This window comes from Pseudomonas sp. TE36184, from assembly GCF_054060055.1.
In genome coordinates, this window is the sequence record NZ_JBSSCU010000001.1 from 3,485,475 (window position 1) to 3,504,943 (window position 19,469).

Here is a 19,469-nt window from a genome sequence, read left to right on the forward strand (position 1 = left end):
TCCCACATTTGGCTATGCGTGCAGCTTAGCGAACACCGTCCTGGCGCAGGGCCGCCGGGCTGAAGTCGCTGATGCCGGCGGTGAAGCCGAAGTCATACGCCTGTTTCTCTTCGTTCTTCATGCCCAGGGCCAGGTAGCGGCCGGACTGCAGGTCGTAGAGGGTTTCCAGGGCGTACCACGGCACTTGTTTGTCGTAGTAGTTCTCGGCATGGGCTTCGGCGACGCGCCACAGTTGGCCGCGACCGTCGTAGTGGTCGATCACGGCCGCTTGCCAGGTGTCTTCGTCGATGAAGAAGTCACGCTTGGCGTAGATGTGGCGCTGACCTTCCTTCAGGGTCGCGACCACATGCCACACGCGGCGCAGCTCGTAGCGTGCGAGGTCCTGGTTGATGTGGCCGGCCTTGATGATGTCGACATACTTGAGTTTCGGATCGTCAATCTTGTAGCTGTTGGAGGCGATGTAGATTTCTTTCTTGCCTTCCAGTTTCCAGTCGTAGCGGTCCGGCGCACCGTTGTACATGTCGAGGTTGTCGGAGGTACGCAGGCCGTCGGCAGCGGTACCCGGCCCGTCATAAGACACTTGCGGCGCCCGGCGTACACGGCGCTGGCCGGCGTTGTAGACCCACGCCGAGCGCGGTTCCTTCACCTGGTCGAGGGTTTCGTGGACCAGCAGCACACCACCGGCCAGACGTGCCGGCGCGGTCACTTGCTGCTTGAAGTAGAACAGCACGTTACCGGGGTTTTTCGGGTCGAAGTCCTTCATTTTGTCGCGGAACACGAACTGGTCTTTGAAATACACCAGGCTGAACGACCCGTTGGTCTGCGGCGTGGCCTGGGTCACCAGGCGGGTCACGCTGCCGCCGCGATAGCGGGTGATGTGGTTCCAGATGACTTCAACGCCACTTTTCGGAATCGGGAACGGCACGGCGGTTTCGAAGTTTTCCAGACCGTTACCGCCGGACACCAGGTTGGTGTTGGTCGCGTTCTTCTTGATCGAGGCGAACACCTCGGCCGGTACGGTGGCGCCGCGATGGGTCGGGTAGACCGGCATCTTGAAGGTTTCCGGGTAGCGCTTGAACATCGCGTACTGCCCCGGCGCCAGCTTGTCTTTGTATTGCTCGACGTTTTGCGCGGTGATGGTGAATTGCGGTTGTTCGCTGGCATAAGGGTTGGCCAGGAAACCACGGGCGTCGACGGCGCCGGCATTCGTCGGCAACGGCGACCATTTAGGAATGGTGCCTGCGGCGTTACCGGCCATTTCGGCGCCCATCGGGGTCAGGGTCGTGCCCAGCTTGGCGGCCTCATCCGCCGACACCGCCGCCATGACGTTACTCGCCAGGATCGACAGCCCAAGCACACCGACGTGCAACAGACTTTTAGTTATTTTCATGTTCTGGTTCTTCCTGAAATGCAGTGTGCTTAGAAGTTGGCGCCGACGCTGAGGGCGATGAAATCACGGTCGTCCACAGTGGAATACTTACCGCCGAAGAAGTTGGTGTAGGCCAAGCTCGCGGTGTAGGTATTCTGGTATTCAGCATCCAGGCCGAGACTGACAGCCTTGCGACCTTCTTCGAAGTTGCCGCCAGGGCCTGGCGAATAACCGCTGACGTCATGGGACCAGGCCACGTTGGGCTTGAGGTTCACACCCGCGAACACGTCCGGGTATTCCCAGATTGCCCGGCCGCGATAGCCCCAGGAGTTGGCGGTGGTAAAGCCGTCATTGTTGCAGTTGGCCGTCAGATTACTGCGGTCTGTACCTGCACCTGCCCCCGCAATGGTTCCCGCGTTGAGCGTCGCACACAGTGGGCCTTCCCCAGGACCAAATACCGGATCACGCCCGTAGCGCGCTTTCGAGCTGCTTTCCAGGCCGCCGACGTGGGTCAGCCCCACTTCGCCCACCAGTGTCAGCCGGCTGGCGCCCATGACCTGATCAAAGAAGTGCGTAAAGGTTGTCTGGAGTTGGGTAATTTCCTTGCGGCGATAGCCATTCAGATCCTGACCTGCGGCGCCCTTGAGCGGGGAAGCACCGTTCAAGCCTGTCAACGGCGTAACGCCCGCATACAAGATGTCGGTGGTGTTGAGCTGAACCGGAGCGTTCGGCCGGTAGCTGATCTCGCCGCTCCACGCTGTACCGGTAGGCAAGGTCGTGGAGAAGCTCAAACCGTACAGGCGAATGTCTTCTGGATATTCGACGAAGTAGCTGGAGTTACCGGCCACAAGGAGTGGACGCAGATTACTGGCTGGCGTGAACGTCAATGCGTTAGCCGCGGCGTAAGTCGCTGCCGATGCGCCCTTGGCGCTGAAAATCGGCGCACGGCTGTGGTAGTTCATGAAATAAGCGCCGAACTCAGTGTCCAGCGGCTCGAAGTTGTAGTGCATGGCTACACCGAACTGCCCGCCATCACGCGCGTCGCGATCAGAGCCGCGCTTGACCAGCACACCTTCTTCGTTGATGTTGACGCCAAACTGATTCATCAGCGGCAAACCACCGCCTGCGGTTATCACAGAGCGCTTGCTGAGCAACCGCAGGTTGTCATTGCAGCCGCCTGTAATGACGTCTGCCTGGGAGAAAAATGTCCCGCAGTTATCGGTGACGGTCTTCTCCCAATCCAACTGATAGAAGCCTTCCGCCGACAGGTTTTCGGTCAGTGTCTGCGACACATAGAACATGTTGACCGGAATCAGGCCTTCCTTGATCTCGGCACCCGGGCGACGGAACGCCGCTACGTCAATCGGGTTGATGGAGTTGATGCCGCCGCCGATGAAGGTACTTTCGCCCCAACTTACAACCTGCTTACCGAAACGCGCGGAACCGGGCTCATCGGCAATCGAGTAGTTGTGATAAATGAAGGCGTCGAGAATTTCCCCGCCGGAAGACCGGGCGCCCATAGGACGGCCTTTGTCACTGATGTCCTTGAACTCACGATTTTCGTCCTTGAGTTCAAAGTCATACCAATATTTGCCGCGTACAAACACACCGGTGTCGCCGTATTTCAGTTCCAGGTCATGGATGCCCTTGAAGATTTTCGAGAACGTCTCGCCGCGCTTGAAGTTCAAATGGCCGTCATCGGAGGTCTGGGACAAGCCCTTGCCGCCATTGTTGACGCCGATCAGATCGCGGTTGGCCTTGGCTGTCGACCAACTCGCCCCCACGGAAAGAGAGGAGTCAAAATTCCCTTCGATTTCACCGATATTGAAACTGACGCCGAATGCCGGCCCGGCGAGCGTAGAAGCGAGACTGACGGCCAGGGGCAATCTTGCCCGGCGCCAGAACTGATTTACTGAGGTCATCGACGCTACTCCATGTGCATTATTGTTATGGCAGTGAGTTCTTTCGGTGATGCATGTAACGGCCGGAATACAACGATTCCAATGCCGCCCGGCAACCGAGCCCCCATGGCTCGAAGCGCAACATCCTTGAAAAACTCTGAGAGGGACTATAGCCAGCAGGGGGTACCGCTTGATCCCTCTAAAGTGTGATTTGCATCACCGACCCGTCTGCCACAGCCCTTTTGCCACGTCGACGAAGGCCGACGCGGCAAGGATGGCTGAAAATCGGCAAATCACAAGTGAAGCCGCGAGATAGAGCATTGCCGTGCCCGAACGGGCACGGCGAAAGGTATCAAAGGGTAGAGAGGAACGTACTGTTGTTGGCCTGCCACTCAATGATGTCGACGCGGATACGTTTTTTGTCGAGCTTGCCGACACTGGTCTTGGGAATTTCAGTAACAATGGCGATCTGGTTTGGAATCGCCCACTTGCTCAAGTGGCCCAACTCCACGAACGGCTTGAGGTGCTCCTTGAGTTCACGGGCGCCTATCACATGGCCATCACGCACCACCAGCAACGCAAACGGGCGCTCGCCCCACTGCGGATCGGCGATGCCCACCACCGCTACTTCGCGTACCGCCGGGTGGCGGCTGACCAGGTCTTCCAGAGCCAGGGACGAGATCCATTCGCCGCCGGTCTTGATCACGTCCTTGATGCGGTCGCGGATATCGATCACCCCAAACGCGTCGAGGGTCGCCACGTCGCCGGTGTGCATCCAGCCGCCTTCCCACAGCTCGGCGCCCTTTTGCGGCTCGTTGTAGTAACCCTCGGTCAGCCACGGCGCGCGTAGCACCAGTTCGCCCTGGGACTCGCCATCGGCGGGCAGGAAATGCCCGTCGCTGTCGATGATCGCCGCTTCCACCAACGGCCCGGGCACTCCGGCCTTGATGCGGTAAGTGGTGCGCTCGTCCTCGGTGCCGGCCATCAGCTCATCGTTGAGATGGGCGCAGGACACCAACGGCCCGGTCTCGGACATGCCATACGCGGCGGTCAGTTGAATCCCACGGGCCTTGGCCGCTTCATACAGCGTGCGATTGAGGGCGCTGCCGCCGATGACGATTTTCCAGCCGCCAAAGTCCACGCCCTGGGCGGCCTTGGCGTTGAGCACCATTTGCAGGATGGTCGGCACACAGTGGGAAAAGGTGACCTTCTCCTTGCGCCACAGCTCCACCAGGTATTCCGGATCGTAACGCCCGGGGTAGACCTGTTTCAGGCCCAGCATGGTGGCCACATACGGCAGGCCCCAGGCATGCACGTGGAACATCGGCGTGATCGGCATGTACACGTCGTTGGTGCCCAGCAAGCGCACGCTGTCGACACTGCCCATGATGGTCGCCACGCCGATGGTGTGCAGCACCAATTGGCGATGGGTGAAGTACACACCCTTGGGGTTACCGGTGGTGCCGGTGGTATAGAAGGTGGTGGCGACGGAATTTTCGTCGAAATCCTCGAAATCGTATTTCGGGCTGGCGGCGGCCAGCAGGGTTTCGTACTCCCCCACCAGGTTCGGCAGTTCAGCGGTTTTCTCGGCCGCATCGGTCAGCAACAAGGTTTTGTCGACGGTGGTGAGCTGCCCGGCAATCGCCTGGTAAAGCCCCACGAACTCACTGTTGACCAGCACAAAGCGGTCCTCGGCGTGGTTCATGGTGTAGAGAATCTGTTCCGGCGACAGGCGCACGTTGATGGTATGAATCACCGCGCCGATCATCGGGATGGCGAACATGCATTCCAGGTAACGGTGGCTGTCCCAGTCCATCACGGCAACGGTATCACCAGCCTTGACCCCGGCTTCGGTGAGCACATTGGCCAGGCGCGCGACTCGCTCGATCAGGGTTGGATAGGTGTAGCGCAGCTTGTCGCGATAGATGATTTCCCGGGTCTTCTCATAACGGGCCCCGGACATGAGCAGGCGTTTGATCAACAGCGGATATTGGTACGCACCTTCGGCGGGCGGGATAACACGGGTCTGCAACATACGAATCCCTTTTTATGACTGCACGGTCTCGGCTTGAAGACCTGCACTGTAGAGACGTTAGGTGCCGACCAAATCAGCCAAAGGAATGATTTGTAGGGACTGCTGGATGCTAGCTTTGCGCCACCACTCAAAGCCGATAGCGATCAAATGTGGGAGGGTCTTGCACCCTCCCACATTTGGACTGTCCTCAATGAGAGAAGATCATTTATTTCATGCTGGTGAACGCCAGTTTTACGCCGATGGCAATCAACACCGCCCCCATCGTCCGATCGAACCAATGCCCCATCCGCGCAAACCCTGCACGCACCCGCTGCTGGCTGAACAACATCGCCACCAGGCAGAACCACGCCGCCGTCGCTACCGCCAGGTACACGCCATAACCCGCCTGCACCGCCAGCGGTGTGTGCGGGTTGATCACCACGGTAAACAGCGACAGGAAGAACAACGTGGCCTTGGGGTTCAAACCGTTAGTCACAAAGCCTGCGGTAAACGCCCCGCGTGGGGTGCGTTCGCCGACTTCGCGGTGCAGTTCGCCCTCGGCGGCTGGCTTGGCCGGCTGCGCGCGCAGGGCCTTGAAGCCGATGTACAGCAGGTAGGCCGCCGCCGCCCATTTCAGTGCGTTGAACAGCACGATGGACTGGGACACGATCAAACCGATGCCGAGTAACGAGTACCCCACGTGCAGGAAAATCGCCGAGCCCACGCCCAATGCGGTCCAGGTCCCGGCGCGGCGGCCGTGGGTGACACTTTCGCGCACCACCACCGCGAAATCCGGACCGGGGCTGGCCACTGCCAGCAGGTGAATCAAGGCCACGGTCAAAAACTCGGCGACGTACATACTCACTCCATTAAGTAACGGATTATTTCATCTGATAGGCTCGGCAGATTACGCCTTCGAACCCTGTCACAAAAGGTACAGTTGATGACGAACAATCGCCGCGCCGTCTTCCTAGATCACCCATCCCTCGACCTGGGGGATCTCGATCTCAGTGAGCTGCACAACTGTTTCAGCGAGCTGCAGCTGTTTGAGCAGACCACCCCGCAGAATGTGGTCGAACGCCTGCAAGGCGCCCAGGTCGCTATCAGCAACAAGATTGCGCTCAACAGCGAAACCCTGGCCGCCTGCCCCGAACTCAAACTGATCCTGGTGTCGGCCACCGGCACCAATAACGTCGACCTTGAAGCCGCCCGCGCCCATGGCGTCACCGTCAGTAACTGTCAGGGCTACGGCACGCCGTCGGTGGCGCAGCATACGATCATGCTGCTGCTCAACCTGGCGACGCGGCTGAAGGACTATCAACGGGATGTCAGCGCGGGCAAATGGCAAGCCGCCAAGCAGTTCTGCCTGCTGGACCACCCGATCGTCGAGCTGGAGGGCAAAACCCTCGGTTTGCTCGGGCATGGCGAACTGGGCAGTGCCGTCGCACGGCTGGCCGAGGCCTTTGGCATGCGCGTCATACTCGGCGCCATTCCCGGGCGCCCTGCCCGCGCCGACCGCATGCCGCTGGATGAACTGCTGGCGCAGGTCGACGCGTTGACGCTGCACTGCCCGCTCAACGAACACACCCGCGACTTGATCGGCGCTCGCGAGCTGGCGTTGCTCAAGCCCGGCGCGTTTATCGTCAACACCGCGCGCGGTGGCCTGATCAACGAACAGGCCCTGGCCGACGCCTTGCGCAATGGCCACCTGGGCGGCGCGGCGACCGATGTGCTGAGCGTCGAACCCCCGGTGCATGGCAACCCGTTGCTGGCCGACGATATCCCGCGCTTGATCGTCACGCCCCACAACGCCTGGGGCAGTCGCGAAGCGCGGCAGCGGATTGTCGGCCAACTGGCTGAAAACGCCCGCGGCTTTTTCAGCGGCGCCCCGCTGCGCGTCGTCAGTTGATAAACTGCGCCCCTTTTCAAGGAGCAGACCATGGATCCGCGCAGTGAAGTACTGCTTCGTCAGGCCGAACTTTTTCAAGGCAACCTGCTGCTGGTGGGGTTGCCTGCCGACGATTTGCTCGGCCGCCTGCCCAACGCCCATGGCTGGTGCTGGCATGCCGGTGACCAGGCTGCGCTCGACGCACGTTTCCCCGAGCGCAGCCAGTTCGGCGTGAATGTTCCGCAGCGCACGTTTGATGCGGCAGTGATCTTCCTGCCCAAGTCCAAGGACCTCACCGACTATCTGCTCAACGCCGTGGCCGCACGCCTGCCCGGTGCCGAGCTGTTTCTGGTGGGGGAGAAAAAAGGCGGGATCGAAAGCGCCGCCAAACAGATGATCCCCTTCGGCAAGCCGCGCAAACTCGATAATGCACGACATTGCCAGTTGTGGCAGGTCACCGTGGCCAACGCGCCGCAAGCGGTGGAGCTGGAGAGCCTGGCGCAGGTTTTCGAAGTGCCGCTGGCCGAAGGCCCGCTGAAAGTGGTGAGCCTGCCGGGCGTGTTCAGCCATGGTCGCCTGGATCGTGGCACCGAGTTGTTGCTGGAGCATTTGGACAAACTGCCCAGCGGCCACCTGCTGGACTTCGGTTGCGGCGCCGGTGTGTTGGGCGCGACGGTCAAACGTCGCTACCCGCACAATACGGTGACAATGCTGGATGTGGACGCCTTCGCCACCGCCAGCAGCCGCCTGACCCTGGCGGCCAACGGTCTGGAAGCCGACGTGCTGACCGCAGACGGCATCGATGCCGCGCCAATGGGCTTGAACGCGATCCTGAGCAACCCGCCGTTCCATGTCGGGGTACACACCGATTACTTCGCCACGGAGAACTTGCTGCGAAAAGCCGCAAAACACCTGGCAAAAGGCGGCGAACTCCGACTGGTTGCCAACAGCTTCCTGAAGTACCAGCCGCTGATCGAAGAGCACTTGGGCGTGTGTGCGGTCAAGGCCGAAGGCAATGGTTTTCGCATCTATCGCGCCAAGCGCGGCTGATCGGCGTTTGCAAAAGAACACTTGCCGAATGGATTTTGCCTAGGCAGAATCCGCTCCGTCCTAGGGGAGTAGTCTCCCACGAGCGCCACGCTCGTCCGGCATACGTCAACATACTTGGTCAGCAGACCATGGCGTATGCGACCCAGGAGTCCGCTCAGACGGACCGGGGTTTGACAAGACCTATGACACGCACACCTTACCCGGGGCGGGAAGGCTGTACGTGTCATAGCCGTGTCGACCCGCCCCTGGAAACCTACCTGATGCTGGATTCACTGCTCGTCCCTACCGCAATCGTTGCCTTGGCCGAAATCGGCGACAAGACCCAACTGCTCGCGCTCATCCTTGCCGCACGCTTTCGCAAACCCTGGCCGATCATCGCCGGCATCATCGCCGCGACCCTGGCGAACCATGCCGCTGCGGGTGCCGTAGGTGCCTGGTTCGGCAGTTTCTTCTCGGATGCGGTGCTGCACTGGATTCTCGCCGCGAGTTTCTGCGCCACGGCGCTGTGGACCCTGGTGCCGGACAAACTCGACGATGACGAAGCCAGCACCACGCGCAAGTTCGGGCCGTTCCTGACCACCCTGATTGCGTTCTTCCTCGCCGAAATCGGCGACAAGACGCAGATCGCCACGGTAATGCTGGCGGCGCAATACCCTGAGCTGTGGCTGGTGGTTATCGGCACCACCCTGGGCATGTTGATTGCCAACGTACCGGTGGTTCTGGCGGGGAATTTTGCCGCGGAGAAATTGCCGTTGACCTTGATTCGTCGACTGGCGGCTACGGCGTTTTTTGTCCTGGCGATCGTGGCGGTGTACAAGGCCATGCAAAGCAGCGGTTGGATCTAAGGATCCAAGCCTGCAAACCCAATCCAATGTGGGAGGGGCTTGCCCCCTTCCACATTGGGATCTTCATGAGGCTTGGATTATCAGGACTTCTTGGCCTGCTGATACAACGGCATCACCTTCGGAATCGCCGCCTGCAACGAGGCGATCCGACTGTCGGAGGCCGGGTGAGTGCTCATGAACTCCGGAGGCGCGCCTTCCGAAGCCTTGGCCATCTTGTTCCACAACGTGATGGCGGCGTTCGGGTTGTAACCGGCGCGGGCCGCCAGCTCCAGGCCGATCAGGTCCGCTTCGTTTTCATTGCTGCGGCTGTTGGGCAAGGTCATGCCGTAGTTGGCCACGGTATCGGCCAGCGCCATGCTGTCCTGGCCGAGACCAAGCAACGCGCCGGCGCCCTGCTTGGCCATCTCGATGCCGTAGGCCTTGGACATGGCTTCACGGCCATGTTCGCGCAAGGCGTGGGCGATTTCATGGCCCATCACCGCCGCCAGCTCGTCATCGCTGAGCTTGAGGTTATCGATCAGCCCGCTGTACACGAAGATCTTGCCACCCGGCCCGCAGTTGGCGTTCATCTCATCGCTCTTGATCAGGTTCACTTCCCACTTCCACTGCGCCGCATCCGGACGGAAGGTCGGCGCCTGGGCGATCAGGCGGTTGGCGATGGCCTGCACGCGCTTGGCGTTGGCGCTGGTCTTGTCCACCAGGCCTTTGCCGCTGGCTTCACCCAGGGTCTGCTGGTAGGACTGCGCATACATCTGGTCGACTTCCTGGCTCGACAGCATGCTGAACATGTACTGCTTGCGCTCCACCCCAACGGCACCGCCGCTGGTGGTGTTGACGGACTGACACCCGGCCAGCAGCACTGCTGCCGCCAATACACTTACGGCCAATGATTTCTTCATCAACACACTCTCCCTGAAAAGACGCCCTGAAAACATGGCGCGTATCCTAGGCGGTGATTTGTATCGACGCCAGATACATCAGACGTGCAGACGCTAAATTTCGGATACATCCCACAACGGTGGCGGATTTTCTGGCTCAAGCCGGAGTCAGGCACTCCGGCCCATTCAGCTTGGGATCGTTGACCATGTTGGCCAGCACCCGTTCACGCAAGGCGACCGGCTCGCTGGCCAACAGTCCCTGCAACACCGGCAGCGGCGTCTCGGGGTTCAGCCAGGCTTCCTGCCCCGCCGCATCCAGAATCAACGGCCGCCGCTGACTCTGCGCCGCCTGGGTCACCACCGCGGTGCTCAGCCACACTTGCTCCTGCACCGGATACGCTTCCCAGATGGCCGCAAAAAACAGCGTCGAACCTTCCCCTGGCGTCAACCAGTACGGCCGCTTGCGCTGGGTGCCGCGCCATTCGTAGAACCCGTTGGCCGGCAACAGGCAGCGACGCTGGCGAAACGCTTCGCGGAACATCGGTTGCTCAGCCAGGGTTTCGGCGCGGGCATGCGCCGGAGTACGGGAAAGGTCCGTCAGCCACGGCGGTGTCAGGCCCCAGCGGGCGCGGGCCAGGGTGCGCTGGCCGTCGGTGGCGCGCTGGATCAGCACCGAATCATTGGGAGAAATATTCCACTGGGCCTGCTGATCCGCCGGAAAGCCCGGCAAGGCAGCAAACGTGGGGTTCCAGCGAAACAGGGCATAACGTCCACACATGGGGCAACACGACTCTTGGGTAAACCGACCGACAGCCTAACAGACCAACACGTCGGGGAAGCTGTCGGGTTCATCGCCGGGCAACGGTTGCGCACCGTTATACGCGGTGATCAGCTCGCGCGCGCAGGCTGCCTGGTCGTTGTCCACCTCTAGCCCCAGCAGCCCGAAAATCGGTAACTCGCCGCTACCGCCGAGCAAATGGCGCCCCACCAAATGCGCCTCGATCCCTTCGCTGGCGAGCATCTGCTGCAGCAGCTCGCCTTCCATCAGGTTTTCCGGTTCGTAGATTCGCTGCATGGGCGTACCTGCTATTCGTTTTCGCTGCGAGTTTCGAGCATCCACTCTTCACCATGGACCTGCAGGTTGAAAATGATCGGTCGGCAACATACCTGACAGTCTTCTATATAGGTCTGGTCGCCGCCGGATAAATCCACGGTTGTCTCCACCACTTCACCACAATAAGGACAATCGTACAGCGCGGTTTCCAGCATCGCAGTCTCCCAAGTGACTTGTGCGTATAATCGCCGGTCTATTTACAGGGTTATATTTCGGCCGAGCCCATTACTCGGGCCGCACCCTGGTATTTCCTCTACTTACCCTAGCCGTTTCTAACAAGAGAGCATGATGGGCGAATTCGATACCATCCGACCTTACAACGACAGCGAAGTCCCGGCAGTGCTGGAGCGGCTGTTCAGTGACAAGGCCTTTCTGGACATCCTGACCCACTTCCGCTTCCCGCGCTTTGCCGGCGCGCTGGGCTGGCTGCTCAAACCCATGATCGCCCGCAAACTGCGCCGTGAATTCGCCGGCGTCACCACCGTGGCCACGCTGCAGGACAAAGTCGAGTATTACGTCGACCACACCATTGATCGAGCGACCGACGGCGTGACCTATACCGGCGTGGAACAGCTCAAATCGGGCACCGCCTACGTCTTTTTGGCCAACCATCGCGATATCGTGATGGACCCGGCCTTCGTCAACTACGCCGTGTACCACGCCGGCCTGCCGACACCGCGTATCGCCATCGGCGACAACCTGTTGCAAAAGCCGTTTGTCAGCGACCTGATGCGCCTGAACAAGAGCTTCATCGTGCACCGCTCGATCACCGGGCGAAAGGAAAAAATGGCGGCTTACCAGTTGCTGTCGGCCTACATCAACCATTCGATCCGCCACGACTGCCAGTCGATCTGGATCGCCCAGGCCGAAGGCCGCGCCAAGGATGGGGATGACCGCACCGAATCGGCGATCCTCAAGATGTTCCACGTCAGCCGCAAGGACGAGCCGTTCGCCGAGGTGATCCAGTCGCTGAACCTGACGCCCGTGTCCATCAGCTACGAATACGACCCATGCGACTTGGCCAAGGCTCGCGAGCTGTACATCCGCGCCACCACCGGCACCTACACCAAGGCGCCGGGTGAAGACGATGTGAGCATTGCCCTGGGCATTACCGGCTACAAGGGCCGGGTGCATGTGAACTTTGCGCCGCCGATCACCGAGCGCTTCGAAGACACCAAGCTGCTCGCCGTGGAAATGGACCGGCAGATTCTCGGAGGTTATCGCCTGTTCCCGGTTCACTACCTGGCCTACGCCCAGTGGAGTGACGCCGACCCGCAACTGCAGGTGCCCAAGGCAGCGGATATCTTCCCGGCCGACGAGTTGGCCAAGGCCAAGGCAGAGTGGGAGCGGCGCTTGAGCGAGTGCCCGGTCGAACACCGGCCGTTCCTGGTGGTGCAATATGCAACGCCAGTGCGCAATCAATATCGGGTCAAGGCGGGAATCCCGCTGTAATACACCTAGCCAAACCTGTGGGAGCGGGCTTGCCTGCGATGCGGTGGTTCAGTCACAGCGGTACCGACTGTAACTCCGCTATCGCGTGCAAGCCCGCTCCCACAGTCGTTTCAGGGTGCAACTAAAAACGCGTGCTGATCCATGAAACCAGCAGCGCCAGCCCCAGGCAGGCGAAACCAATACGATAAGCCAGGCGATGCGCCCGTTCGGTGCGTACATCCAGAAACAGCATGGGTTGGTCGATGGCGCGCTCTTCGCTTTGCGCGGCGAGCCTGGCCATGGCGCGCTGTTCCTTCAAACGGGTAATGAATAGCAGTGCAGCGCCAGAGCAGGCCACTGATAGAGCAACAACATTGATCAGCAGTCCGGCCAGCGCCATCACACACCTCGTTGAAACAGTGCCTTGGTATCCATTCAGATACAAACCTGAACGGAAGTCGCCTCCTGCACCTAAAAGCTCCTTCCCCCATTGACGGCTAATGTATCGAGTAATTTACGGCGTCACCTGAACGTCACCTTAACCGTTCACTCTGTGGCCCTTCGAACGCTCGGGAGCTTGTCATGTTGCACGCGCAAAACCAGGATCGACTGTATTTGATAGCCCCAAGCGATGAGCAAGAGGCGCTGATCGGCGGCCTCGCGTTCAACGTCCAGGACCGCCACTGGCTGGTGTATTGCGCCCTTGGCGGGCACCAGCATGCGGACCTGCCGGAGACGGACCTGCTGACCGGGATAAGCCTGCTCGACTTCGGTATCGACACCGCGGCATGAAACGGCGGGCACAAAAAAGCCGGGCTCAGCGCTGAGCCCGGCTTGTTATTGAGCGTTATTGCGAGCTGAGCAACTGGCCGATGCTCGGGTCCTTGAACAGACGGGTCAAGGCGTCGCTCAGGACGTCGCTGACCAGCTTGGTGTTGGTCTCCTGGTTAGGCGACATGCCGAAGCGCTGGTTGAGGGACGCACCATAACGGCCGCTGTAGCGACGGGTGCCGGCGCTCACGTCGGACCTGAACGTCGCGCCGATAGTGGCCTCCGTCACGTACAGGCCTTCTTTGGGCGACTGGTATTTCAGCTCGGCCAGGGTGATGGTCAACTGCGGCGCGCCCGGCGAGTTGGCCGGGGTAAAGCCGAGCAGCCGCACCGCTGCTTCAGCCTGGGCTTGCAGCTTGGGGAGCACATCGGCACCGCTCACCGACACCAGCGCGGTCTCCGGATACAGGCCACCACGGGAGCCCAGGGTCGGCGAAGGACGACCATCCACCACACGCACCGACACCGGCTGACCGTGACCCACCGGGGCCAACTGCGTGGTGAGCTTCGGTTGCGGGCTGAGTTGTTGCGGGCTATTGGCGCAGCCAACCAGGGTCAAACTGGTCACAGTGATCAAACCGAACAACAGGCGTTGCAACATGCTCTTCTCTCCAGAAATCGAGTACCGACAGGCCGGCAGTATAGCGGGCGGCCCTCGCCGGGAACTAGCGTCAGTTACAACCTAAGACCCGCAGGCATTGTAGGGGTTCGGTGTCACCGATATGTCACAGCCGATACACGCGCCCGTCATCCCCGGCAGGCATGCTTGGCCTCAATCTCAGGAGGCTGATTTCATGCATTTTCTCTGGTCGCTGTTTACCCGCAAGCCCGCCCTTCGCCAATTTGCCCTGCTCGATGTGCAAGGTCGCTGCCAGGCTTTCAAAGAGTGCAGCCAGCCACCGGTCGGCGCTGGCTGGGTGGAAATCGAAGAAATCCGCTTGAGCTGGATGCACCGCCCGCTGCCCGCCAGCGCCCGTATCAGCCCACGCGCGACGCAGTCGCCGCATCGCCACCCGTTGGCCGCCTGACCGAACGCCTAATAAAAGTCATAAAACACGCCCATTTCCTTGGCGTTCTTCGCTACAATCTCCCCCCGATTATAAGGACGTCTCCTGATCGGGCCTCGCAACATCGTTAATGCTTCGGTATTAGCCCCCCCAGATCGCCCACAGAGAGCCGCCCACACAGATCGTGTGAAGCTGGCGCGCTTGCTGTTTTCTTTGCAAACCACCCGCCTTTACCGAATCTGCCAGAGCTGCCATTGCGCTCGGCCACTTGAGTTGTTTGCCCGTTTTGCCGCATGCCGGCAAGGTTTTCCGGGCCAGGTGCCAGGCTGGGGCAGCCCTTTTTTGAGGTTCACGTCTTCAAAAGAGCGTGAAAAAACGGGTTTTCACAACTTCACAAGAGTGTGGCGAGCAAATGAATAGTTTGGCGTTTGTACAAGCACCATCAGCGTCTGGAACAGCCCAATCACACAGGACCGAGTGCTCCGGGGCTTGAGCCTGTCCGCTACGGATTGATTGCACGGATCGCACGCTTTGACCATAAGTCGAATTGCCACGGCAGCCCATGAATGCGTTCATAGGCGGATTAGCCCGGCAGGAAGCGTGCGCTGAACTTGCAAAGAATTGCGAATCGGACATGGCGATCCTGGCCATGGGTAACCTGGGGCAACACGTGAACCGCCCCGTCACTCCTGGCAGCCATGCCGTCAATTTGGTGCTGCAGATTTTGGAGACGCGTTAAATGGCGCATAACGAAGCAGTCGACGTAGTACTGGTAGGGGCCGGCATCATGAGTGCCACCCTGGCCGTACTGCTCAAAGAGCTCGACCCCGGCCTCAAGCTGGAAGTCGTTGAGCTGATGGACTCGGGAGCCGCGGAGAGTTCCAACCCGTGGAACAACGCCGGTACCGGCCACGCCGGGCTGTGTGAGCTGAATTACACACCCCAGGTCGCCGATGGTTCCATCGACATCAAGAAAGCTGTCCACATCAACACCCAGTTCGAGGTGTCGAAGCAGTTCTGGGCGTACCTGACCAAAAAAGGCACCTTTGGCTCGTCCAGGTCCTTTATCACCCCGGTGCCGCACCTGAGCTTCGTGCAGGGCGACAAAGGCGTAGCCTTCCTCAGGAAGCGCTTTGAAACCCTCAGCCAGCATCATGCATTTTCGGATATGCGCTATACCGAAGACCGCAACGAGATGGTCGAGTGGATGCCGCTGATGATGCCAGGCCGCCCGCTCGACGAAAAAATCGCCGCGACCCGTGTGCAGAACGGCACCGACGTCAACTTCGGCGCCCTGACCAACCAGTTGCTGAACCACCTGACCAGCGCGCCCGATGCCCAGGTCAAGTACAGCAAACGCGTGACCGGCCTCAAGCGCAATGGCGCGGGCTGGACCGTGAGCATCAAGGACGTCAACAGCGGCAACAGCCGCGACGTGGACGCCAAGTTCGTGTTCCTCGGCGCCGGTGGCGCGGCCCTGCCGCTGCTGCAAGCCTCGGGCATCGAAGAAAGCAAAGGCTTCGGCGGTTTCCCGGTCAGTGGCCAGTGGCTGCGTTGCGACAACCCGGAAGTGGTCAAGCACCACCAGGCCAAGGTCTACAGCCAGGCCGCCGTGGGGTCGCCACCGATGTCCGTGCCGCACCTGGACACCCGCGTGGTCGACGGCAAGACGTCCCTGCTGTTCGGGCCTTACGCCGGTTTCACCACCAAGTTCCTCAAGCACGGCTCGTTCCTTGACCTGCCGTTGTCGGTGCGCGCCGGCAACATCGGCCCGATGCTGGCCGTGGCCCGGGACAACATGGACCTGACCAAGTACCTGGTCAGCGAAGTGATGCAGTCCATGGAACAGCGCCTGGAATCCCTGCGCCGCTTCTACCCGCAAGCCAATGCCGAAGACTGGCGCCTGGAAGTGGCCGGCCAACGGGTGCAGATCATCAAGAAAGACCCGAAAAAAGGCGGTGTGCTGCAATTCGGCACCGAGCTGGTCGCGGCCAAAGACGGCTCGCTGGCGGCGCTGCTGGGCGCGTCCCCGGGCGCTTCGGTGACGGTGTCGATCATGCTCGAACTGATCGAACGCTGCTTCCCGACCAAGGCTGCCGGCGAGTGGGCGGCCAAACTGCACGAGATCTTCCCGGCCCGTGAAAAGGTCCTGGAGACCGATGCCGAGCTGTACCGCAAGATCAACGCGCAGAACAACATCAGCCTGGAACTGGTTGAGCAAAACAACGAAGCCCAAAGCTACGCTTAAGGCCTCGAAATAAAAAAGCCCCGCTTCTCGATATGAGCCGCGGGGCTTTTTTTCGCCTGCGATCAGCCGCGGGCGTTATCGATCAATTCAATGTACTCGGCGGCGTTACGCTGGTCCTTGATCAGGTCGACGAAGGTCTGGCCATGCTCGTCCTTGCCATCGAGGTCCAGGCCGGCGGCCTTGAAGAAGCCCAGGAAGCGCTCGAAGTCGTCGATACGCAGGCCACGATAGGCCTTGATCAGTTTGTGCAGGGAGGGTGAAGTCGCGTCGACGGGTTCGAAGTCCAGGAACAACTTGATCTGATCGTCGCCGATCTCGTCACCAATCACCTGTTTCTTATCTTTACGCATTACCGACTCCAGCCTGCGGACATTTACATGGGGTTTGAAGTCTACCTGCGAGGCGCGAGCGGCGAAAGCGCTGAGAACCACTGTGGGAGAGGGCTTGCTCCCGATTGCGCTGGACCCGTCAATTAGATGTCGACTGACACACCGTCATCGGGAGCAAGCACCCTCCCACATTGGGTTCGTCTGTGTGCTGGCTACTTGGTGCGTACCACGCCGGTATGCAGATCCGCCCAGATATGCCCATTGGCATAACTGAGGAACTGCACATACACCGTGTCATTGCGCAGCAGGTCGACGATCACGCGGTATTGGGTCGCGGAGTAGGACAAGGTCAGGGTCTTGGTCTTGTCATCGAACACCGGCTTTTTCAGGCTTTTGCTTTCGGCGTCGAAATTGACGATCACCTGGGCGATGCTTGCGCCTTTGTTCAAGGACTTACCCTTGAGGCGAATCATCAACGGCGACGTCACCGGGATTGGCTGCTGCGTGGATTGGCGCTGATTACCTACCACCACGGCATACTCGGTGACTTGCAACAGTTGCTGCTGATCGGGCGCTTCGGCGCGCAGGGCCAGGTCGTCGGGCGGCAGGAATTGGCTGTGCATCGGCGCCGGGGCGGCGGCCAGCGGCAAGCTGAGGGTCAGCGCCAGGGCGGCGCAGGTGCGAATCAACAGGCTCATGGGCCGCTCCGGGAAAGATGGCCCAGCACTGTAGCTCAATCGAACTGGGCAAGCATCCAGCGTTGATACTCGGCCACATCGGCATCGCCTTCGCGAGGTGCCCAGTCGGCCAATTCACCCTCGCCCACCGGTCGGTACGGCCCGGCCTTGCACTCGAACATCACCGTGTCAGGCGCCAGCACCACCAAACCGTGGAATACCCCCGGCGGCAGATCGATGCCCGAACACTCGCCGCCCGCCTGCATCACGCGCTTGGCGATCACTTCACCGCTGTCGCTGAACAACAGCACCCCCAGGCGCCCCTGGAGCACCAGCAGGGTTTCCGCCTTGTCCGCGCTCAGATGCCGATGAGGCGGCACGTAGGTGCTGGGTTGCAAGCCCACGGCCAGGCGATGGCAGGGTTCTTCCATCTCGTGGAAGTTGTGGTGGTGTCGACCACGGGGGCTGGCGGCCGCCTTCCCGGCCAATTCAGCAAACAGCGTCTGATCAAGAAAGCGGGCCATACATTACATCCCTTTAACGGCGTAAATCCCATTGGCGTTGCGCCAGTAACCTTTGTAGTCCATGCCGTAACCGAAGATGTAGCGGTCGATGCACGGCAGGCCGACGAAATCGGCCTTCATTTCCGGGCGCGCCTTGCGGTCGTGGTCTTTGTCGATCAGCACGGCGGTGTGGACTTTGCGCGCGCCGGCGTGTTTGCAGAAGTCGATGATCGCGCCCAGGGTGTGCCCTTCATCGAGGATGTCGTCGATGATCAGCACGTCGCGGTCGATGAACGAGACTTCCGGCTTGGCTTTCCAGAACAGGTCGCCGCCGCTGGTTTCGTTGCGATAACGCGTGGCATGCAGGTAGGACGCTTCCAGCGGGAAGTGCAGATGGGTCAGCAATTTGCCGGCGAAGATCAGACCACCGTTCATCACGCAGAAGACCACCGGGTTGGTGTCGGCCATTTCGCGGGTGATCTGTGCGCCGACCTTGGCGATCGCCTCTTCGACTTGCGCTTCGGTGTACAGGCAGTCAGCCTCGCGCATGATTTGACGGATATGCTCGAGATCAGCGGACATGGCGCTCTCCAGGGGGTGCTGTGGCAAGAAAAGCGGGCAAAGGTACGCATGTGAGGCGCAACGTTCAAGCCTTAATGGACTAACGTGCTAGATGTCTATAGGACAACACCCTCGGATAGATTAATCTAGGCCGGTTTTTTTGCCCGCCGCCGGAGCCTTTCCCATGCCCACTCGCGAGATCCGCCATCCGCTGATCCGACACAAGCTCGGCCTTATGCGCCGCGCCGACATTAGCACGAAGAACTTCCGTGAGCTTGCTCAGGAAGTCGGAGCGTTGCTCACCTACGAAGCCACCAAAGACCTGCCCCTGGAAAGCTACGAGATCCCCGGTTGGGCCGGCCCCGTCCAGGTCGAGAAGATCGCCGGCAAGAAAATCACCGTGGTGCCGATCCTGCGCGCCGGCATCGGCATGCTCGAAGGCGTCCTCAGCCTGATCCCCGGCGCCAAGGTCAGCGCCGTGGGCGTGGCTCGCAATGAAGAAACGTTGCAGGCCCACACCTACCTGGAAAAACTCGTACCGGAAATCAACGAGCGTCTGGCGATGATCATCGACCCGATGCTCGCCACCGGCAGTTCCATGGTTGCCACCATCGACCTGCTGAAGAGGGCCGGTTGCAAGGACATCCGCGCCATGGTGCTGGTCGCCGCGCCCGAAGGCATCGCCGCCGTCGAGAAGGCCCACCCGGACGTGCAGATCTACACCGCGTCCATCGATGAGCGCCTGAATGAAAACGGCTACATCATCCCAGGCCTGGGCGACGCCGGTGACAAGATCTTCGGTACCAAGCAGAAGGACGCGTGA

General features: G+C 60.5%; 22 protein-coding genes and 1 riboswitch. Of the genes, 8 read left to right on the plus strand and 14 right to left on the minus strand.

Going from position 1 to position 19,469, the window contains the following annotated elements:
• Positions 1-25 precede the first annotated feature (25 nt).
• The 4 genes from ACVWZP_RS15585 to ACVWZP_RS15600 all read right to left on the minus strand — a co-directional run bounded on the left by ACVWZP_RS15585 (position 26) and on the right by ACVWZP_RS15600 (position 6,143).
• Entirely contained in the window at positions 26-1,390 is a 1,365-nt protein-coding gene (locus ACVWZP_RS15585) for a DUF1329 domain-containing protein (protein ID WP_079442873.1), read from the minus strand.
• Between the two features lie 29 nt (positions 1,391-1,419).
• Complete coding sequence (locus ACVWZP_RS15590) at positions 1,420-3,291, minus strand: DUF1302 domain-containing protein (protein WP_301555800.1); 1,872 nt, start codon at positions 3,289-3,291, stop codon at positions 1,420-1,422.
• Positions 3,292-3,622: 331 nt separating this feature from the next.
• Positions 3,623-5,305, minus strand: coding sequence for a fatty acid--CoA ligase (locus ACVWZP_RS15595; RefSeq protein WP_017845945.1), 1,683 nt, complete (start codon positions 5,303-5,305; stop codon positions 3,623-3,625).
• Positions 5,306-5,510: 205 nt separating this feature from the next.
• The gene (locus ACVWZP_RS15600) at positions 5,511-6,143 is read right to left on the minus strand and encodes a LysE family translocator (RefSeq protein WP_017845948.1); all 633 of its coding nucleotides are present in this window, start codon (positions 6,141-6,143) and stop codon (positions 5,511-5,513) included.
• An 84-nt stretch (positions 6,144-6,227) separates the two neighbouring features.
• Here ACVWZP_RS15600 and ACVWZP_RS15605 point away from each other — a divergent pair, with 84 nt between their 5' ends.
• From ACVWZP_RS15605 to ACVWZP_RS15615, 3 genes are all read left to right on the plus strand, one after another.
• The gene (locus tag ACVWZP_RS15605; RefSeq protein ID WP_017845949.1) at positions 6,228-7,193 is read left to right on the plus strand and encodes a 2-hydroxyacid dehydrogenase; all 966 of its coding nucleotides are present in this window, start codon (positions 6,228-6,230) and stop codon (positions 7,191-7,193) included.
• Between the two features lie 30 nt (positions 7,194-7,223).
• Positions 7,224-8,222, plus strand: coding sequence for a class I SAM-dependent methyltransferase (locus tag ACVWZP_RS15610; RefSeq protein WP_288076599.1), 999 nt, complete (start codon positions 7,224-7,226; stop codon positions 8,220-8,222).
• A 50-nt stretch (positions 8,223-8,272) separates the two neighbouring features.
• A riboswitch (yybP-ykoY riboswitch) is annotated at positions 8,273-8,394 on the plus strand.
• Between the two features lie 88 nt (positions 8,395-8,482).
• Positions 8,483-9,067, plus strand: a complete 585-nt coding sequence (locus ACVWZP_RS15615; RefSeq protein WP_017845951.1) for a TMEM165/GDT1 family protein — start codon at positions 8,483-8,485, stop codon at positions 9,065-9,067.
• An 80-nt stretch (positions 9,068-9,147) separates the two neighbouring features.
• Here the strand turns inward: ACVWZP_RS15615 and ACVWZP_RS15620 are convergent, their stop codons facing one another.
• The 4 genes from ACVWZP_RS15620 to ACVWZP_RS15635 all read right to left on the minus strand — a co-directional run bounded on the left by ACVWZP_RS15620 (position 9,148) and on the right by ACVWZP_RS15635 (position 11,214).
• Entirely contained in the window at positions 9,148-9,966 is an 819-nt protein-coding gene (locus ACVWZP_RS15620; RefSeq protein WP_017845952.1) for a M48 family metallopeptidase, read from the minus strand.
• A gap of 136 nt (positions 9,967-10,102) precedes the next feature.
• Positions 10,103-10,723 carry an SOS response-associated peptidase gene (locus ACVWZP_RS15625; RefSeq protein ID WP_057004262.1) on the minus strand — a complete coding sequence of 207 codons (621 nt, stop codon included), beginning with the start codon at positions 10,721-10,723 and terminating at the stop codon, positions 10,103-10,105.
• Between the two features lie 36 nt (positions 10,724-10,759).
• A complete protein-coding gene (locus ACVWZP_RS15630) occupies positions 10,760-11,020 on the minus strand; it encodes a putative signal transducing protein (protein WP_017845954.1) in 261 nt (86 codons plus the stop codon).
• A gap of 11 nt (positions 11,021-11,031) precedes the next feature.
• Positions 11,032-11,214, minus strand: coding sequence for a CPXCG motif-containing cysteine-rich protein (locus tag ACVWZP_RS15635; RefSeq protein ID WP_017845955.1), 183 nt, complete (start codon positions 11,212-11,214; stop codon positions 11,032-11,034).
• Positions 11,215-11,347: 133 nt separating this feature from the next.
• Between ACVWZP_RS15635 and ACVWZP_RS15640 the strand changes: the two genes are divergently transcribed.
• The gene (locus ACVWZP_RS15640; protein WP_169850554.1) at positions 11,348-12,511 is read left to right on the plus strand and encodes a 1-acyl-sn-glycerol-3-phosphate acyltransferase; all 1,164 of its coding nucleotides are present in this window, start codon (positions 11,348-11,350) and stop codon (positions 12,509-12,511) included.
• A 121-nt stretch (positions 12,512-12,632) separates the two neighbouring features.
• Here ACVWZP_RS15640 and ACVWZP_RS15645 read toward each other — a convergent pair whose 3' ends face one another.
• Positions 12,633-12,890, minus strand: a complete 258-nt coding sequence (locus ACVWZP_RS15645; protein WP_046384667.1) for a hypothetical protein — start codon at positions 12,888-12,890, stop codon at positions 12,633-12,635.
• A gap of 182 nt (positions 12,891-13,072) precedes the next feature.
• Between ACVWZP_RS15645 and ACVWZP_RS15650 the strand changes: the two genes are divergently transcribed.
• Complete coding sequence (locus ACVWZP_RS15650; protein WP_017845958.1) at positions 13,073-13,282, plus strand: hypothetical protein; 210 nt, start codon at positions 13,073-13,075, stop codon at positions 13,280-13,282.
• Positions 13,283-13,337: 55 nt separating this feature from the next.
• On the opposite strand, the gene ACVWZP_RS15655 is transcribed toward ACVWZP_RS15650, so the two are convergent.
• Positions 13,338-13,922 (minus strand): YajG family lipoprotein, encoded by a 585-nt coding sequence (locus ACVWZP_RS15655; protein ID WP_126587543.1) that lies wholly within the window; start codon positions 13,920-13,922, stop codon positions 13,338-13,340.
• 193 nt (positions 13,923-14,115) lie between these two features.
• Between ACVWZP_RS15655 and ACVWZP_RS15660 the strand changes: the two genes are divergently transcribed.
• Together ACVWZP_RS15660 and mqo are read left to right on the plus strand one after the other, a co-directional pair.
• The gene (locus ACVWZP_RS15660) at positions 14,116-14,349 is read left to right on the plus strand and encodes a hypothetical protein (RefSeq protein ID WP_046384669.1); all 234 of its coding nucleotides are present in this window, start codon (positions 14,116-14,118) and stop codon (positions 14,347-14,349) included.
• 718 nt (positions 14,350-15,067) lie between these two features.
• Positions 15,068-16,576 carry a malate dehydrogenase (quinone) gene (mqo, locus tag ACVWZP_RS15665; RefSeq protein WP_457369916.1) on the plus strand — a complete coding sequence of 503 codons (1,509 nt, stop codon included), beginning with the start codon at positions 15,068-15,070 and terminating at the stop codon, positions 16,574-16,576.
• 62 nt (positions 16,577-16,638) lie between these two features.
• Here mqo and ACVWZP_RS15670 read toward each other — a convergent pair whose 3' ends face one another.
• The 4 genes from ACVWZP_RS15670 to ACVWZP_RS15685 form a co-directional block, all read right to left on the minus strand.
• On the minus strand, positions 16,639-16,926 hold the full coding sequence (locus tag ACVWZP_RS15670; protein ID WP_017845962.1) for a PA4642 family protein: 288 nt from the start codon (positions 16,924-16,926) through the stop codon (positions 16,639-16,641).
• A 191-nt stretch (positions 16,927-17,117) separates the two neighbouring features.
• Entirely contained in the window at positions 17,118-17,603 is a 486-nt protein-coding gene (locus tag ACVWZP_RS15675; protein WP_457369917.1) for a hypothetical protein, read from the minus strand.
• 35 nt (positions 17,604-17,638) lie between these two features.
• Positions 17,639-18,106: a WbuC family cupin fold metalloprotein gene (locus tag ACVWZP_RS15680; protein ID WP_424800825.1), complete on the minus strand. Its 468-nt coding sequence runs from the start codon at positions 18,104-18,106 to the stop codon at positions 17,639-17,641.
• Positions 18,107-18,109: 3 nt separating this feature from the next.
• On the minus strand, positions 18,110-18,667 hold the full coding sequence (locus tag ACVWZP_RS15685) for a hypoxanthine-guanine phosphoribosyltransferase (protein ID WP_010567709.1): 558 nt from the start codon (positions 18,665-18,667) through the stop codon (positions 18,110-18,112).
• A gap of 163 nt (positions 18,668-18,830) precedes the next feature.
• Between ACVWZP_RS15685 and upp the strand changes: the two genes are divergently transcribed.
• Positions 18,831-19,469 (plus strand): uracil phosphoribosyltransferase, encoded by a 639-nt coding sequence (upp, locus tag ACVWZP_RS15690; RefSeq protein ID WP_017845966.1) that lies wholly within the window; start codon positions 18,831-18,833, stop codon positions 19,467-19,469.

Coding starts and splice junctions, on each gene's coding strand:
- upp (WP_017845966.1), top strand. CDS start 18,831: ATGCCCACTCGCGAGATCCGCCATCCGCTGATCCGACACAAGCTCGGC.
- mqo (WP_457369916.1), top strand. CDS start 15,068: ATGGCGCATAACGAAGCAGTCGACGTAGTACTGGTAGGGGCCGGCATC.
- ACVWZP_RS15675 (WP_457369917.1), bottom strand. CDS start 17,603: ATGAGCCTGTTGATTCGCACCTGCGCCGCCCTGGCGCTGACCCTCAGC.
- ACVWZP_RS15615 (WP_017845951.1), top strand. CDS start 8,483: ATGCTGGATTCACTGCTCGTCCCTACCGCAATCGTTGCCTTGGCCGAA.
- ACVWZP_RS15630 (WP_017845954.1), bottom strand. CDS start 11,020: ATGCAGCGAATCTACGAACCGGAAAACCTGATGGAAGGCGAGCTGCTG.
- ACVWZP_RS15670 (WP_017845962.1), bottom strand. CDS start 16,926: ATGCGTAAAGATAAGAAACAGGTGATTGGTGACGAGATCGGCGACGAT.
- ACVWZP_RS15605 (WP_017845949.1), top strand. CDS start 6,228: ATGACGAACAATCGCCGCGCCGTCTTCCTAGATCACCCATCCCTCGAC.
- ACVWZP_RS15620 (WP_017845952.1), bottom strand. CDS start 9,966: ATGAAGAAATCATTGGCCGTAAGTGTATTGGCGGCAGCAGTGCTGCTG.
- ACVWZP_RS15600 (WP_017845948.1), bottom strand. CDS start 6,143: ATGTACGTCGCCGAGTTTTTGACCGTGGCCTTGATTCACCTGCTGGCA.
- ACVWZP_RS15610 (WP_288076599.1), top strand. CDS start 7,224: ATGGATCCGCGCAGTGAAGTACTGCTTCGTCAGGCCGAACTTTTTCAA.
- ACVWZP_RS15685 (WP_010567709.1), bottom strand. CDS start 18,667: ATGTCCGCTGATCTCGAGCATATCCGTCAAATCATGCGCGAGGCTGAC.
- ACVWZP_RS15640 (WP_169850554.1), top strand. CDS start 11,348: ATGGGCGAATTCGATACCATCCGACCTTACAACGACAGCGAAGTCCCG.
- ACVWZP_RS15645 (WP_046384667.1), bottom strand. CDS start 12,890: ATGGCGCTGGCCGGACTGCTGATCAATGTTGTTGCTCTATCAGTGGCC.
- ACVWZP_RS15655 (WP_126587543.1), bottom strand. CDS start 13,922: ATGTTGCAACGCCTGTTGTTCGGTTTGATCACTGTGACCAGTTTGACC.
- ACVWZP_RS15680 (WP_424800825.1), bottom strand. CDS start 18,106: ATGGCCCGCTTTCTTGATCAGACGCTGTTTGCTGAATTGGCCGGGAAG.
- ACVWZP_RS15595 (WP_017845945.1), bottom strand. CDS start 5,305: ATGTTGCAGACCCGTGTTATCCCGCCCGCCGAAGGTGCGTACCAATAT.
- ACVWZP_RS15660 (WP_046384669.1), top strand. CDS start 14,116: ATGCATTTTCTCTGGTCGCTGTTTACCCGCAAGCCCGCCCTTCGCCAA.
- ACVWZP_RS15585 (WP_079442873.1), bottom strand. CDS start 1,390: ATGAAAATAACTAAAAGTCTGTTGCACGTCGGTGTGCTTGGGCTGTCG.
- ACVWZP_RS15625 (WP_057004262.1), bottom strand. CDS start 10,723: ATGTGTGGACGTTATGCCCTGTTTCGCTGGAACCCCACGTTTGCTGCC.
- ACVWZP_RS15635 (WP_017845955.1), bottom strand. CDS start 11,214: ATGCTGGAAACCGCGCTGTACGATTGTCCTTATTGTGGTGAAGTGGTG.
- ACVWZP_RS15650 (WP_017845958.1), top strand. CDS start 13,073: ATGTTGCACGCGCAAAACCAGGATCGACTGTATTTGATAGCCCCAAGC.
- ACVWZP_RS15590 (WP_301555800.1), bottom strand. CDS start 3,291: ATGACCTCAGTAAATCAGTTCTGGCGCCGGGCAAGATTGCCCCTGGCC.